Source organism: Paraburkholderia sp. JHI869, from assembly GCF_038900775.1.
Classification (GTDB): Bacteria; Pseudomonadota; Gammaproteobacteria; order Burkholderiales; family Burkholderiaceae; genus Paraburkholderia.
In genome coordinates this window covers 331,728-346,369 of sequence record NZ_JAYMSC010000004.1, presented here as the reverse complement: position 1 = coordinate 346,369, position 14,642 = coordinate 331,728, and the positions used below count along the sequence as shown (strand labels likewise).

Below are 14,642 nucleotides of genomic sequence, written 5' to 3'. Positions count from 1 at the left end.
TGCGTGCCCGCGGCGCGGCCCGCTCGGTGCGCAAATTAGTGCACTGCGGCCGGCGCCTGCGCGTCCATCTTACCCTGATCGCTATGCAGCCGCTCGACGTGCGGTTTGGCCCACGGGCCCGTGATCGCGAAGTCCATCGCAAACGCGTGTTCGAGCGTTTGCGAGAGCACGATGTCGCCGATCAGGGCGCCGAGCCCGAAGAGCGGATTGATGATGGTTGCCGCGACCACGCCCGCGCCCGCGCTGACCGTCGGCACCACGTGTACGCGCAGGTCCTGGCTTTCGTGCGCGAGGTCCACGCTGCCCGTCATCGTCGCGCGCCCAGGGGCGGTGATGAGCTTGAAGTCGTTGGTGCTGCCAATGCCGTTCTGGATCTGCGCGGTGGCCGTCGCGCTGGTGAAGGGCAGGCCCTGGCCGATGATGTCGCGGAAGTCCGTCGTTGCAAAGCGCGCGAGGCTTTGCAGGCTCAGCACGCCAAGCAGCCTCGCCACGCCCGGATCGACCTTGAGAATCTGGCCGTGATGCAGGTCGAGCGTGAGGTGGCCGTTGAGCGACGGGAAGTCGATGCGCGTGGGGCCGCCTTGCCACTCCAGGTTGCCCGCGAGCGTGCCCGAGCCGTTCTTGAGCACGTGGGGCCTGCCGGCGCGTACGAGCAGCGCGCCCGCGTCCTTGATCTCGAGATGGAAGTCGAGCGCCGTGCGGCGTGGCGTTTGCATGCCGGCGGCGGCCGAATCGTCGCCGGCGGCTGCGTCGCCCACCGCGCGCCAGTTCTCCGTGGCGGTGAGGTGCGCGTCCGGGTTGCTGATGTCGAGCTGGTCGAGCTGCCAGACCGGCACGCCGTTGTCGTCGAAGTTGTGCGCGTTCACCTGCAGGCGGCCGAGATCGTGGTCGCGCACGATGAGCTGGTTCACCACGAGGTCGATCGACGGCATGTTCTGCACGGGCTGTGACATCGCCTGGCCGAGCAGGTCGTTTTCGGTGGCGGCGGGCACGGTCAGGGTCGCGAGCCGCGCTTCGAGCGTGCCCGGGGCGCCCGGCACGGCGCCCGGCTTCCACGAGACGTGGCCCGAGACCTGGTTGGAGGCGACGTTGGCCTGCCATTCGTTGCCGCGCTCGCCGGTGCGCGACGCGCCGAGCACGACGTTCTCCCAGTGGCGTTTGAGCAGCGTGAGCATGCCGACGTGGATGGCGAAGCGCGAAGGCAGGAACTGGCCGACCGCGCCGTTGGGGGCGAGCGGCGACGAGGCTGCGGTGGGTGCCGCCGCTGCCGCCGTGGTGGCCGATGCCGGGTTTTGCGGCGCGGCAGCAGCGGGGGTGTTGGCCGCAGCCGATTCCGATGCGGCTGCCGCTTCCGAGGCCGCGTTTTGAGCCATCCGCTCTGCGGCTCTTTCCGCTGCCGTTCGCGGCGGAGGCACCGGCGCCTGGGCGCCGCTCGCCGCAGCCGGCGCGGCCGCGGTGCGGGCAGGCGTCGAGCCTTGGGCCTGCGCTGCCGCGGTTCCGCGCAACTGCTGCACGACGGCGCGCCAGGCGTCGGCGTCGAAGGTGGGCAGATCGACGGCGGCGGTCACGCCTTCCGAGGGCAGATCCGCCGGCCGGTTCATGCCAATCGCGCCGCGCACCACCTCCGGAACGTGACCCGGATGGCGGCGCATCACGTAACGGGCGGCCAGCGGCCCAAGCGTGAGTTCCGCATGTTCGAAGGTTGCGTCGTCGGCGCGGGCGTCGGTAGCGGTTTCGGCGGGCGTGCCCGCGCCCGGCTGCAATTCGAAGTTCAGCGGCATCGGCGTGCCGGCCGCCTTGCCGAACGGCGCGGGCAGATCGAGCGCGAGGCCCGTGAGATCGGCATTGGCCTTCACGTCGGGCAGGCGGCCGCGCTGGCCGGCCACCGAAAGCGAGTAGGGCGCCGCGCCCGAAAGGCGCCCGAGCGCCGCCGCCGCCATGCCGTGCAGGTTCAGGCCGCGCGCCGCATCGACCGCGACGTCGCCCGCCACGTTCACCGCATAGTGCCCGTCGTCGCGCATGCCGCCGCTCGCGCGCACGTCGCCGCCGAGAAAGCGCGCCGTGAGCCGGTCGACATTGGCGCTGTGGTTGGTGAAGCGCACCCGGCCGGTGAGGTTCGAGACCGGCGGCACGTTCTTCGCCGTGAGCGTGTTGTTCTCGAAGCCGATGGCGCCCGCGAGCAGCACCTTAGGCATGGGATGGCGCGGGATCGTGAGCTTGAGCGCGAGCGTGGACTGCCCTTGCGCGCGCACCTTCGCGGTGGCGTGCTTCGACATGTAGCCGATCGAGCTGTTGTCCGCGTAGTCGAGCAGGTCCGCGAGCGGTCCGCGCCCGCTGCCCTCGATGACGATATCGGAGCCCTTGATGCCCAGCTCCTCGATGCGCCCGCTCACGTTGCGCAGCACGAAGTTGCGGTAATGGCCGCGATCGACGTCGAAGCGCAGCTTGTTCTCGTGCAGGTTGAACACGCCGTCGATGCCGTCGAACGCCGGCCAGACGTTCGGCGCGCCGCTGCGCATCTTGCGCGGCGGGAACGGCGACGGGTCGAAGCGCCCGCCCGTGAACGGCGCGACGATGCGGAACTGGCCGGCGTCAGGGTCGCGCGAGTAGGGGAATTTGGTGAGGTCGCCGTGGATCTCGATCGTCGCGCCCTTCGAGAGCCCCGCCTGCAAGCCGTGGCCGAGGTAGGTGCGCGTCTTCTCGCTGATGGCGGTGGGCAGGTAACGCGGGATGGCCGTGACCTTCGCCTCGTCGAAGTGCGCGACGAGGTCGAGCGAGCCGCGCCCCTTGCCGGGGTTCGTGTAGTGCGCGGTCATCTTCGCGCGCGCGTCGGCGTTCCCCACGCCCAGGTTCGCGACGTCGACGGTGAACGCCTTCATCCGGTTGCCGGGCTCGCGCTCGGCGGCCACGGTCCATTTGGCGGCGCCGTAGAGCCGGTCGAACGTGAGGCGCGGATTGTCGAACACACCGGGCAGCGTGATGGCCACGTCGTTCGTGTCGAGGTCGATCGTGCCGTGCGACTCGTCGGCGTCGATGTGCCCCCAGAGGTTCTCGACCCCCGGCAGGCCCGCGCGCGGGTGACCGCGCGGCGTGAGGCCCGGCCCCGGCTCCTGCGCATTCACGCTGATGCCCTGCAGGTCGCCCTTGAAGCGATAGTGGGTGACCGGCTCGACGCTCGTCGAGCGCTGCTCGGCGGCGGCTTCCCCCGACTCGGGCTTCGCGCGCTCGAGGGAGAGGTCGTAGTTCGCCACCAGCCCGCGCGGGTCGAAGCGCACGAGCGCGCCCTGCACGCGACCAGGCAGCGGCAGCGCGCGCATGAACTCGGCGAGGATGCCGAGATCGATGCGGTCGCCTTTCACGCTCATCAACTGGCCGTGCTGGAGCGTTTGCTGGCGAAAGCGCGCGTCGAGCGTGGTGAGCGCGAGCGAGCGCGTGAGCGGCGTGCCGTCGTCGAGCGGCGGCTGGCCGAGTTCGGCGTGGAAGTCGCGCAGCTTGAGCGCGTAGTCGCCGGGCTGGATGCCCAGGCTCCAGTGGAAGCGCGTGACCGGCAAGTCGAGCAACGGCTGCGTGGGCCGCGTGCGCAGCGAAACGTTGACACCTTCGAGCGCACCGCTCGCCTCCAGGATGCGCCCGTTGGCGAAGTGCGCCCAGATCGAGTTGTCGATGCGCCCGGCGTAGGTAGCGATCGGGAAGTCGATGTAGCGCGCGAGCGTGGGCAGATCGACGGGGCCGGTCGAGAGGTAAGTGTCGCCCGTCCAGCTGATGGGCTTGCCGGCCTGCGCGTAGTGCGCGTGCGTGAAGTGCGCGCGGAAGTCGAGCGGGCCATGCAGCACGGTGCCCTCCGCGGGCGCCTGGAGCGCGAGGCGGTGATCGTAGCCGTCGTTGAGAATCGCGAGGCGGATGTGCGAGAGCGCGAGGTCGGGCGCGTCGCGCGTGGCGTCGTGCCAGCGCAGCGTGCCGCCGCGCAGCACGATGGCCTCCTGGCGCATGAGCCAGGTTGTGAAGGTGGCGTTGCCCGTGTGTGCGGTGGGCACCGGCACGCCGGCCACGGTGAGCGTGCCGTCGTCCTCGCGCGCGATATGCACGTCGGGCTGCTCGACTACGATGCTCGAGAGCAGCGGTTCGAGCAGCACGACCGAGCGCCACGACACCGAGGCCGTGGCGTGCGGCACGTCGAGCGCGATGTTGCCGTGGCGGTCGCGAATCGTCAGATCGGTGACGTCGATGCCAGGCTGGAAGCCCGACCAATGCGGCGCGAGCTTGCCGATGCGGAATTCGGCGTGAATCTTCGAGGAAACGAGCTGCTCGATGCGCGGACGGAAGTTGTCCACGTAGGGCAAGACGACGTAGCGCAGCCCGAGCAGGAGGACCGAGACGATGAAATACAGGACGAGCGCGATGATCGCCAGCACGCGTAGCGTGTGGCGCAGGACCGGGTGATGATGGTGCGGTCCCCCAGGCTCCGTAGCCTGACTGGCATGTCCAGATGGGGGTAGGCCGGCGTGATCGTTTCGCTCGGACATGCTGCGGCGGGTGCGGTATGGTAGCGTTGCGTTCTAACGACGAAATGTATCACAGAGGGCCGTCAAAACGCCCATCCGGGGAAGCCGGGATGGCCGCGCGGCGCGCGATACGCATGATTTCTTGCACTGCAGCGGGGGCTATGCCGGACGCATCGGCCAAGCGAACCGCGAGCGCCAGTGGGCGGTGCGAGCGCGGCTTCGGGCGAACCCTCGCGGTCGAACGACCGATATCGGCATCGTCGCATCGACACCGTCATCAACCCAGGCGCGCGCAACGCAACCGCAACGAAACCACTGCGGCGAACAGCGAGCCTTCCCGGCAAGCAGCACTTCATGACCGACATCCCTCTTCTGAGTTCCAGCTATTCCCGTTATGCCGCACGGGCTTACGCCGCGCGTCCCGAACTGGCCAGCCAGGTCGAGGCGCTGGCCGCCTCACCGCTCTCGCGCGAACGCATCGTCGCGCGGCTCGACGCGTTGAGTGGGCAACTGTTTGGCGAAGCAAGCGCCGCACCCGCTGCGCCGCTCAGCGACGAGCAGTTGAAGAAAGTCCTGCGCCAGTTGCGCGTAGAAGTGATCTGCGCCGTGATGGAACGCGATCTCGGCGGCGTGGCCGACGTCGCCGAAGTGACCGGCAGCATGACCGATCTCGCCGAAGTCACGATCCAGCGCGCGCTCGCCTGCGTGAGCGCCGACCTGGAGACGCTCTTTGGCGAGCCGCGTGGACCCAATGGCGAGCGTCTCACGCTCGGCGTGGTGGGCATGGGCAAGCTGGGCGGGCGCGAGCTGAACGTTTCGTCTGACATTGACCTGATCTTCGTGTACGAGGACGACGGCGAGACCACGGGCGGCCAGCGCTCGCCCATCGCCACGCAGGACTTCTTCACGCGCGTGGGCAAGCGCCTGATCGCTGCGCTCTCCGACGTGACGGCCGACGGTTTCGTGTTTCGCGTCGACATGCGCCTGCGCCCGAACGGCGACTCCGGGCCGCTCGTGTGCAGCCTCGGCATGCTCGAAGAGTACTTCTATGTGCAAGGCCGCGAGTGGGAACGCTACGCGTGGATCAAGGGGCGGCTCGTATCCGAGGACGAGAGCGACAGCGCGCTGCGTCTCGCGCGCCAGCTCGATGCGCTCGTGAAGCCGTTCGTGTACCGGCGCTATCTGGACTTCGGCGTGATCAGCGCGATTCGCTCGCTGCACTTGCAGATCCGCCAGGAAGCGCAGCGGCGCGCCATGATGCGCCCCGACAAGGCCGACGACATCAAGCTCGGGCGCGGCGGCATTCGCGAGATCGAATTCAGCGCGCAGGTGTTCCAGCTCATTCGCGGCGGCCAGGACGCGGGCTTTCGCGTACGCCCCACGCTCGCCGTGCTCGGCTACGCCGCCGCGCGCGGACTGATCGCGTCAGAAGTGTGCGGCGAGCTCACGCTCGCCTACAACTTTCTGCGCGAACTGGAGCACCGCCTGCAGTACCGCGACGACGCGCAAACGCACGCCATGCCCGTCGATGCCGAGGAGCGCGCGGCGCTCGCGAAGTCGATGGGCTTCGCCGACTACGCCGCGCTGATGGCGACGCTCGACGCTCACCGCGACAAGGTCGAGCGCCAGTTCGTGCAGATCTTCTCGGACAAGGTGGGCGGCGAGGGCGGCTGTGGCGCGTCCGAAGACGGCGCGGCGGCGTGGGTCTGGAGCGGCGCGCTCATGGAAGAGGGCGCCGAGGACTCGTTGCTCGAACGTCTCACGGAACTGGGTATCGACGACCCCGCACCGTTGCTTGCGCGCCTGCGCGGCCTGTGGCAGTCGGCGCGCTATGCGGGGCTGCCCGAGAAGAGCCGCGAGCGCTTCGACAGCGTCGCGCAGCGCGCGCTCGAAGCCGCGCGAACGCTCGAGCCGCGTGATCGCCGCGGCGACACGCTCGCGCGCATGTTCGACCTGCTCGAAGCCGTGATCCGGCGCGGCGCGTATCTCGCGCTGCTCTGCGAATATCCGGATGCGCTCAGCCGGGTGCTCAAGGTGCTGGGCGGGTCGCGCTGGGCGGCGGGCTATCTGATCCGCCATCCGCAACTGCTCGACGAACTGCTCGACGACGAGGCGGTTGCGTCGCCATTCGACTGGCCCGAGTTCTCGCGTTTGTTGCGTGCGCGCCTCGCCGCCGCCGCCGACGTCGAACTGCAGATGGACCTGCTGCGCCACGCGCACCAGGCCGAGGTGTTCCGCATCCTGCTCAACGATCTGGCGGGGCGGCTAACGGTCGAGCACGTCAGCGACCGGCTCTCCGAGCTTGCCGACGCCGTGCTCGACGTGACGATCGAGACCGTGTGGAAGCAGCTCGCCAAGCGCCATCGCGAGGTGCCGCGCTTCGCAGCGATCGCCTACGGCAAGCTTGGCGGCAAGGAGCTGGGCTATGCGTCGGACCTCGACATCATCTTTCTCTACGAAGACGAGGACGAGCGCGCCTCGGAAATCTACGCGACCTTCGCGCGCCGCCTCATCACCTGGCTCACGACGGCCACGGGCGCCGGCACGCTCTTCGACGTCGATCTGCGCTTGCGGCCGAACGGCGAGTCGGGATTGCTCGTGACGGACCTCGATGCGTTCCGTCGCTACCAGCTGCGCGAAGGCGACGCGGCGAACACGGCGTGGGTCTGGGAGCACCAGGCGCTCACGCGCGCGCGCTTCTCGGCTGGGGATGCGGCGATCGGCAGCGCCTTCGAGGCGATCCGCGTGCAGGTGCTGACCACGCCGCGCGACGCAGCGCCGCTCGCGAAGGAAATCGTGGAGATGCGCCAGCGCGTAGAAGACGGCCACCCGAACCGCACCGAGCTCTTCGACCTGAAGCACGATCGCGGCGGCATGGTGGACATCGAGTTTCTCGTGCAGTACTGGGTGCTGCTGCACGCGGCGCAGGACCCCGAGCTGATCCGCAATACGGGCAATATCGCGCTGCTGCGCGAGGTGTCGCGCTTCGGGCTCATGAGCGAGGAGGAGGCCGAGACGATAGGCTCGGCGTACCGGCTTTATCGCAAGCTGCAGCACCAGTTGCGGCTCGACGGCATGGAGAAGGCGCGGGTCGATCCGGCGCGTGTCGCGCGCGAGCGCGAGGTGGTGCTGGCGTTGTGGAAGCGGGTGTTCGGGGAGCGAGGGGAGGCGTAGCGCGAGCGCGCTACGCGTCGATGGCTGGTGTGCCTGATACGTGAGGCGCAGTCTCGCTCACGCAGCCAGCATCTCCTTCGCATGCCGCCGGGTCGTCGCGGTAATCTCCAGCCCGCCCAGCATGCGCGCGACTTCTTCCACCCGGCCGCCACGGTCGAGCGGCGTGACGGCCGAGACCGTGCCGCCGTTGCCGTCGCCGGACTTCGCCACCTGAAAGTGGTGATCGCCACGCGCCGCCACCTGCGGCAGGTGCGTGACGCACAGCACCTGGCGCGCGCGTCCGAGCTGGTGCAGCAAACGCCCCACCACTTCGGCCACGCCGCCGCCAATGCCCGTATCGACTTCGTCGAAGATCAGCGTGGGCGTTGGGCTCGCCGCGCTCGCGATCACGGCGAGCGCGAGGCTGATGCGCGCGAGTTCGCCGCCTGAGGCGATCTTCGCGAGCGGGCGCAGCGGCACGCCGGCATGGCCCGCCACGCGGAATTCGATCTGCTCCAGACCGTGCGCGCCGCCGATCGGCTCGCCATTCGAGCTGCCGAGCGCCACGAGCGCGACTTCGAAGCTGCCTCCCGCCATCGACAGTTCCTGCATGCCTTGCGTGACCGCCGCGCCGAGCGCCTTCGCCGCCTTGGCGCGCGCCTTCGAGAGCTGGCGCGCCTGCACGAGATACGCTTCTTGCGCCTTTTGCTCGGCGGCGCGCAGGGCGTCGAGATCGGACGCGGCGTCGAGCGCCGCAAGCTGCTGGCGGCGCGCCGCGTGTTCCTCGGGCAGCGTCTCGGCCGGGAGGCGGAATTTGCGCGCCGTCGAATGCAGCGCGTCGAGGCGCCGTTCGACCTGCGCGAGATGTTGCGGATCGAGATCGAGGCGTTGCGCGTAATGCGAAAGCGAGTACGCCGCTTCCTGGATCTGGATCGCGGCCGGTTCGAGCGCGGCGAGCGCGTCGTTGAGCTCGGCGTCGACTTCGGCGAGACTGCGCAGCTTCGAGACGATCGAGTTTAGCTGCGAGAGCATCGCCTCGTCGGATTCGGATAACGCGGCGAGCGCGCCTTGCACGCCTTCGATCAGGTTGGCCGAGTTCGAAAGCCGCACGTGCTCCGCGTTCACTTCTTCCCATTCGCCCGGCTGCGGCGCGAGCTTGTCGAGCTCGGCAAGCTGCCACGCAAGGCGCTCGCGCTCGAGCTGCAGTTCGCGGTCGCGCGACATGGCGCTTTGCAGTGCAAGACGCGCGTCGCGCGCCTCGCGCCATGCACGCGTGACGGTGGCGGCGAGATCTATGAGGCCCGCGTGGGTGTCGAACAGTTCGCGCTGTGCGTCGGGGCGCATGAGCAGTTGGTGCGCATGCTGGCCGTGGATGTCCACGAGCATCTCGCCTAGCTCGCGCAACTGCGCGAGCGTGGCCGGCGTGCCGTTGATGAAGGCGCGCGAGCGCCCGCCGCTGTCCACCACGCGGCGCATCATGACCGTTTGCTCGCCGTCGCCGTTCGTGAGCGCCTGCTCGTCGAGCCAAATAGCGGCGTGCGCGGGCACATCGAACTCGGCGGTGATGTCGGCGCGGCTCTCGCCCGTGCGTACGACGCTCGCGTCGGCGCGCGTGCCGAGCGTGAGGGCGAGGGCGTCGATCAGGATCGACTTGCCCGCGCCCGTCTCGCCGGAAAACACGGTGAAGCCGTTGTCGAATTCGAGGTCGAGCGCCGCGACGATCACGAAGTCGCGAATCGAGAGATGGCGAAGCATGGCGTCTGGTTGTGCTTTTTTTGGGTTGGCTTTGATGACCGTGGCACTGCTGGCTGCATGGCACCTGCGTGGCAAATACGTTGCAGCCCACGCGCGCTTCACGCGAAGACGCGGCTTTAGTCCTCCGGATCGCCCTGCAGCGAGGGATGCTCGTTCCAGTGCAGCTTCTTGCGCAGCGTGCGGTAGTAGCTGTAGCCGACCGGGTGCAGGAAGGGCACGGTGTGGCGCGAGCGGCGCACTTCGATCACGTCGTTCAGCTCCAGCGCCGTGAACGACTGCATGTCGAAGTTCACGTTGACGTCGCGGCCCGCCACGATCTGGATGCTCACCTTGCAGTCGTCGGGCAGCACGATCGGGCGGTTTGAGAGCGCATGCGGCGCGATCGGCACGAGCACGATGCCCTGCAGCTGCGGATGCAGGATCGGCCCCTGCGACGAGAGCGCGTAGGCGGTCGAGCCCGTGGGCGTCGCGACGATCAAACCGTCCGAGCGCTGGTTGTACATGAAGCGGCCGTCCACGTTCACGCGCAGTTCGGCCATGCCTGAAAAGCCGCTACGGTTCACGACTACGTCGTTGAAGGCGAGCGCGTGGTAGATCGGGTCGCCGTCACGCGTGATGCGCGATTCGAGCAGCGACCGTTCCTCGCGCTCGAACGAGCCCGCGAGCAGTTGCGGCACGACCTCCTGCATTTCGGAGAACGCGATGTCGGTGATGAAGCCGAGCCGCCCGTGGTTGATGCCGATGAGCGGCGTGCGGTAGGGCGCGAGCTGGCGGCCGATGCCGAGCATCGTGCCGTCTCCGCCGAGCACGACGGCCACGTCCGCGCGCGCGCCGATTTCGGCGGGCTGCAGCGCCGGATAGCCTTGCGCGCCGATTTCCTCTGCGGTCTGCGCTTCGAACACCACCTCGAAGCCGCGCTTCGAAATGGTCTGGGCGAGCGCCGTCAGCGGCTCGGCGATGCCTGGCGTATTGCTGCGCCCAACGAGCGCAACAGTCTTGAACTGGCTCTGGATCTTCTGGATCTGCATGCCGGCATTACACCATAGTCAGGTCACGAAAAGAACCTGGCGCAAGCCGCGAGTGGCCCGCCAGGCCTTGTGCGCCGCGTCTTCCAGCCCGAAGCCGGTGACACGGCGATGACAGCAGCGCGCGAAGTGCCGTGCGCGGTGTCGTGGGCGGGCTCCTGCGCCAGGCCGGGCGCCCGCTATCGGCCCGCCCCGCGCTGCGGACCTGCCCGCCGGGCCCGGCCTGGCGGCGCACTCGCGGCCAAAGCGCCATTAGGCTAAAATTTTGAGTCATGCTAGATCCCCGCGCACAAACCCTCCTCAAGACGCTGATCGAGCGCTACATCGCCGAAGGTCAGCCGGTCGGCTCGCGCACGCTGTCGCGCTATTCCGGCCTGGAGCTGAGCCCGGCGACGATCCGCAACGTCATGTCGGATCTCGAGGAGCTGGGTCTCGTGTCCAGCCCGCATACCTCGGCCGGGCGTGTGCCCACGCCGCGCGGCTATCGCCTGTTCGTCGACACCATGCTCACCGTCGAGCCCGGCTCCGAGGACGACGCGGTCACGCGCGCGGTGAAGACCACGCTGCGCCCCGGCGAGCCGCAGAAAGTGGTGGCGGCGGCGGCCAGCGTGCTCTCGAACCTCTCGCAGTTCGCGGGCGTGGTGCTCACGCCCCGGCGCAGCCACGTGTTCAAGCAGATCGAGTTCATGCGCCTGTCCGACAAGCGCATCCTGCTCATCATCGTGACGCCCGAAGGCGACGTGCAGAACCGGATCATGGCGACGCAGCGCGACTTCTCGCCTTCCGAGCTCATTGAAGCCTCGAATTACATCAACGCGCACTTCGCGGGCCTGTCGTTCGACGAGGTGCGTCGCCGCCTGCGCGAGGAAATCGACGCGCTGCGCGGCGACATGACCACGCTCATGCACGCGGCGGTGACCGCGAGCACCGAGGAGCCCGAAGGCGGCGACACCCTGCTCATTTCCGGCGAGCGCAACCTGCTCGAAGTCGCCGACCTTTCTTCGGACATGGCGCGCCTGCGCAAGCTCTTCGACGTGTTCGACCAGAAAACCAGCCTCCTGCAACTGCTCGACGTCTCGAGCCACGCGCAGGGCGTGCAGATTTTCATTGGCGGCGAGTCGCAACTCGTGCCGATCGAGGAAATGAGCGTCGTGACGGCCCCCTACGAGGTGAACGGCAAGATCGTCGGCACACTCGGCGTGATCGGGCCGACGCGCATGGCGTACAACCGGGTGATCCCGATCGTCGATATCACCGCGCGCCTGCTCTCGCTCACGCTCAGCCAGAACTGAGCGCCGCATCGGGCATCGGGCACACCTGCCTTCCCGAAGATCATCCCCGAAAGGCGCGGCGCGCGCCATCGGCCGAATGGCCAACGCGCAATGTGCAGCTCCATGGCACTACGGGTCGGTTTGGCCCGCCAGGACCGCCCGCTATAATGTTTGTTTCGTGCAACCGTTGCTGCGCATTCGCGCGGCGCCACTGATCGCCTATGCGTTTCGACCTGGAGCGGCCTTCGCAGTCCGCCGCGGCGCATCGCGTCGCCGTGCTGCTCATTAACCTGGGCACCCCGGACGCGCCCACGCCGCGCGCTGTGCGCCGCTATCTCGCGCAGTTTCTCTCCGATCCGCGCGTGGTCGAGATTCCTGCGCCCGTCTGGCAGGTCATCCTGCGCGCGCTGATCCTGCCGTTTCGCGGCCGCTCTTCGGCGAAGAAGTACGCGGCGGTCTGGACGCCCGAGGGCTCGCCGCTGCGCGTGCACACGCAAAAGCAGACCGACGGCCTGCGCCATCTGCTGCAGATCAACGACTACACGGTCCTCGTCGATTTCGCGATGCGCTACGGCACGCCCGACATTCCGGCGATGCTGAACCAGCTCAAGCTGGCGGGCGCGGAACGCATTCTGCTCATGCCGATGTACCCGCAGTATGCGGCGTCGACCACGGCCACGGCGTTCGACGCGGCCTTCGTTGCATTGCGCCGCATGCGCAACCAGCCGGAAATCCGCACGGTGCGTGGCTATCACGACCATCCGGCTTACATCGCGGCGCTCGCGGCGCAGGTGCATCAGTACTGGCACGCACACGGCAAGCCGAATTTCGCGGCGGGCGACCGCCTCGTGCTGAGCTTTCACGGCGTGCCAAGCCGCACGCTCGACCTCGGCGACCCGTACCACGACCAGTGCCAGCAAACGGCCGCGCTCCTGATGCACGCGCTGGAGCTGACACCGGTCGAATGCCGGGTGACGTTCCAGTCGCGCTTTGGGCGGGCGCAGTGGCTCCAGCCGTACACAGCGCCCACGCTGCGGGAACTGGGCGCGGGCGGTGTGCGTCGTGCGGACGTGTTCTGCCCCGGTTTCACGGCGGATTGCCTGGAAACCATCGAGGAAATCGGCATGGAAGTGCGCGATGAATTCCTGCACGGCGGCGGCAAGGAGTTCCACCGTATTCCGTGCCTGAACGCTTCGCACGCCTGGATTGCGGCGCTGGGCGAGATCGTTGCGCAGCACCTGCAGGGCTGGCCTGTGCAGGCCGCGGCGCACGCAGGCGCGGCGGCTTGACCAGCGAACCGAGCCGCGCATCTGGAAAGCATCTGATGAACTACAAGATTTCGACTGAACCTGGCGCGCGGCTGCGCATCGATAAATGGTTATGGGCGGCGCGTTTCTTCAAGACGCGCTCGCTCGCCTCCGACGCCGTGGCCAAGGGGCGCGTGCGCATTGGCGGCGACGCCGTGAAGGCGTCGAAGGACGTGCGCGTGGGCGACCTCGTCGAAATCGAGATCGATCACGTGGTGTGGGAAGTGCAAGTGCTGGGGATTTGCGACGTGCGCGGCCCTGCCAGCATCGCGCAGACGCTTTATGCGGAAACCGAAGCCGGGCGCGAGAGGCGCGCGGTGGAGCAGGACCGGCGCCGGCTCTTTCGCGAACCGGCTGCCGTGTTGCAGGGCAGGCCGACCAAGCGCGACCGCCGCACTATCGACAAACTTTCGCGTGAGGGCTGAAGAGCGCTTCCATCGTAGCGTGCACGCCCCCGTATTCCGTCGTGTTTTCGTTCACGGCGCCCGACATGCAGATGGTCGTAGTTCCGGCGATGAGTACCAGAGCGACCACCGATATGGCAAAGGTCAGTTTCACGGTACTCCCCTAGGGATCGCGGCAAAACGGCCAGTTTCGAGGCCCGGTTAGCGCGTTCGTTTAATAGAAGATCGGCTGGATCCGGGCCTGTTCGGTGCGATGCTGCCTTCAGGGTAAACACGCCATGAGCAGCATCCATTCCTGAGTGTAGGTCAGGGATGTCCCTTACTCAATTTCATTTTTGCGGCGGTGCAGTAATGGTTGTAACTGGCGATTTCGCGGCTTCGGCCTGTGTATAAAAAAGCCACGAGAGCCCCTTGAAACAAGCGATCCGGCACCCATGTGCTGTCGCAATGTACAAAGCCTCTGTCGCGCCGGCACAACGGTCGTCGGCGAGAGCAGTGAGGCCCGCGCCAAGGCGCCCGAAGCTTTGTTCCCTTTTTCACTATTCAACGACGTTCAGCGACATGGAAAACACGCAAGAGAACCCGACGAGCCAGAACCCCACGCCCGCGGACGAGGCGTCGCAAGCAGCCCAGCAGCCGCAAGCGGCCGACGCGGCCCAGCAGGCGGCAGCCCAGGGCGGCGTGGACCAGAACGCTGCTGTGGAGGCCGAAGCTGCACTGGCCGAAGCGCAAGCCAAGGTCGCCGAATTGCAGGACGCCTTCGTGCGCGCCAAGGCCGAGACGGAGAACGTCCGCCGCCGCGCGCAGGAAGACGTCGCCAAGGCGCACAAGTTCGCGATCGAAAACTTCGCCGAGCATCTGCTGCCGGTGATGGACAGCCTCGAAGCCGCGCTCGCCCATAACTCGGACGACCTCGCCAAGGTCAATGAGGGCGTCGAGCTCACGCTCAAGCAGCTGAGCGGCGCGCTCGAGAAGGGCCGTGTCCTCGCGATCAACCCCGTGGGCGAGAAGTTCGACCCGCACCGCCACCAGGCCATCTCGATGGTGCCGTCCGAGCAGGATGCGAACACGGTAGTCAGCGTGCTGCAAAAGGGCTATGTGATCGCCGACCGCGTGCTGCGTCCGGCGCTCGTGACCGTTTCGGCACCGAAGTAAGACAAATGCAAGGAACGCGGCGGCCGGAATGAAGAAAACGGCCCCGCGATTGAAAAAAATGATGGAACGC

8 protein-coding genes are annotated in these 14,642 nt (G+C 67.9%); 5 read left to right on the top strand and 3 right to left on the bottom strand.

Annotated elements, in window-relative coordinates:
* Positions 1-35 precede the first annotated feature (35 nt).
* Positions 36-4,523, bottom strand: coding sequence for an AsmA-like C-terminal region-containing protein (locus tag VSR72_RS10535; protein WP_342952312.1), 4,488 nt, complete (start codon positions 4,521-4,523; stop codon positions 36-38).
* Positions 4,524-4,856: 333 nt separating this feature from the next.
* Between VSR72_RS10535 and glnE the strand changes: the two genes are divergently transcribed.
* Positions 4,857-7,676, top strand: coding sequence for a bifunctional [glutamate--ammonia ligase]-adenylyl-L-tyrosine phosphorylase/[glutamate--ammonia-ligase] adenylyltransferase (gene glnE / locus VSR72_RS10530; protein WP_342952311.1), 2,820 nt, complete (start codon positions 4,857-4,859; stop codon positions 7,674-7,676).
* A 57-nt stretch (positions 7,677-7,733) separates the two neighbouring features.
* On the opposite strand, the gene recN is transcribed toward glnE, so the two are convergent.
* Both recN and VSR72_RS10520 read right to left on the bottom strand, forming a co-directional pair.
* Complete coding sequence (recN, locus tag VSR72_RS10525) at positions 7,734-9,410, bottom strand: DNA repair protein RecN (RefSeq protein WP_342952310.1); 1,677 nt, start codon at positions 9,408-9,410, stop codon at positions 7,734-7,736.
* Positions 9,411-9,526: 116 nt separating this feature from the next.
* Positions 9,527-10,438 carry an NAD kinase gene (locus VSR72_RS10520; protein ID WP_028202022.1) on the bottom strand — a complete coding sequence of 304 codons (912 nt, stop codon included), beginning with the start codon at positions 10,436-10,438 and terminating at the stop codon, positions 9,527-9,529.
* 269 nt (positions 10,439-10,707) lie between these two features.
* Between VSR72_RS10520 and hrcA the strand changes: the two genes are divergently transcribed.
* From hrcA to grpE, 4 genes are all read left to right on the top strand, one after another.
* Positions 10,708-11,727 carry a heat-inducible transcriptional repressor HrcA gene (gene hrcA / locus VSR72_RS10515; protein ID WP_342952309.1) on the top strand — a complete coding sequence of 340 codons (1,020 nt, stop codon included), beginning with the start codon at positions 10,708-10,710 and terminating at the stop codon, positions 11,725-11,727.
* A gap of 200 nt (positions 11,728-11,927) precedes the next feature.
* On the top strand, positions 11,928-12,995 hold the full coding sequence (gene hemH / locus VSR72_RS10510) for a ferrochelatase (protein ID WP_342952308.1): 1,068 nt from the start codon (positions 11,928-11,930) through the stop codon (positions 12,993-12,995).
* 35 nt (positions 12,996-13,030) lie between these two features.
* A complete protein-coding gene (locus VSR72_RS10505; protein ID WP_342952307.1) occupies positions 13,031-13,438 on the top strand; it encodes a S4 domain-containing protein in 408 nt (135 codons plus the stop codon).
* 540 nt (positions 13,439-13,978) lie between these two features.
* On the top strand, positions 13,979-14,572 hold the full coding sequence (gene grpE / locus VSR72_RS10500; RefSeq protein WP_342952306.1) for a nucleotide exchange factor GrpE: 594 nt from the start codon (positions 13,979-13,981) through the stop codon (positions 14,570-14,572).
* Positions 14,573-14,642 lie beyond the last annotated feature (70 nt).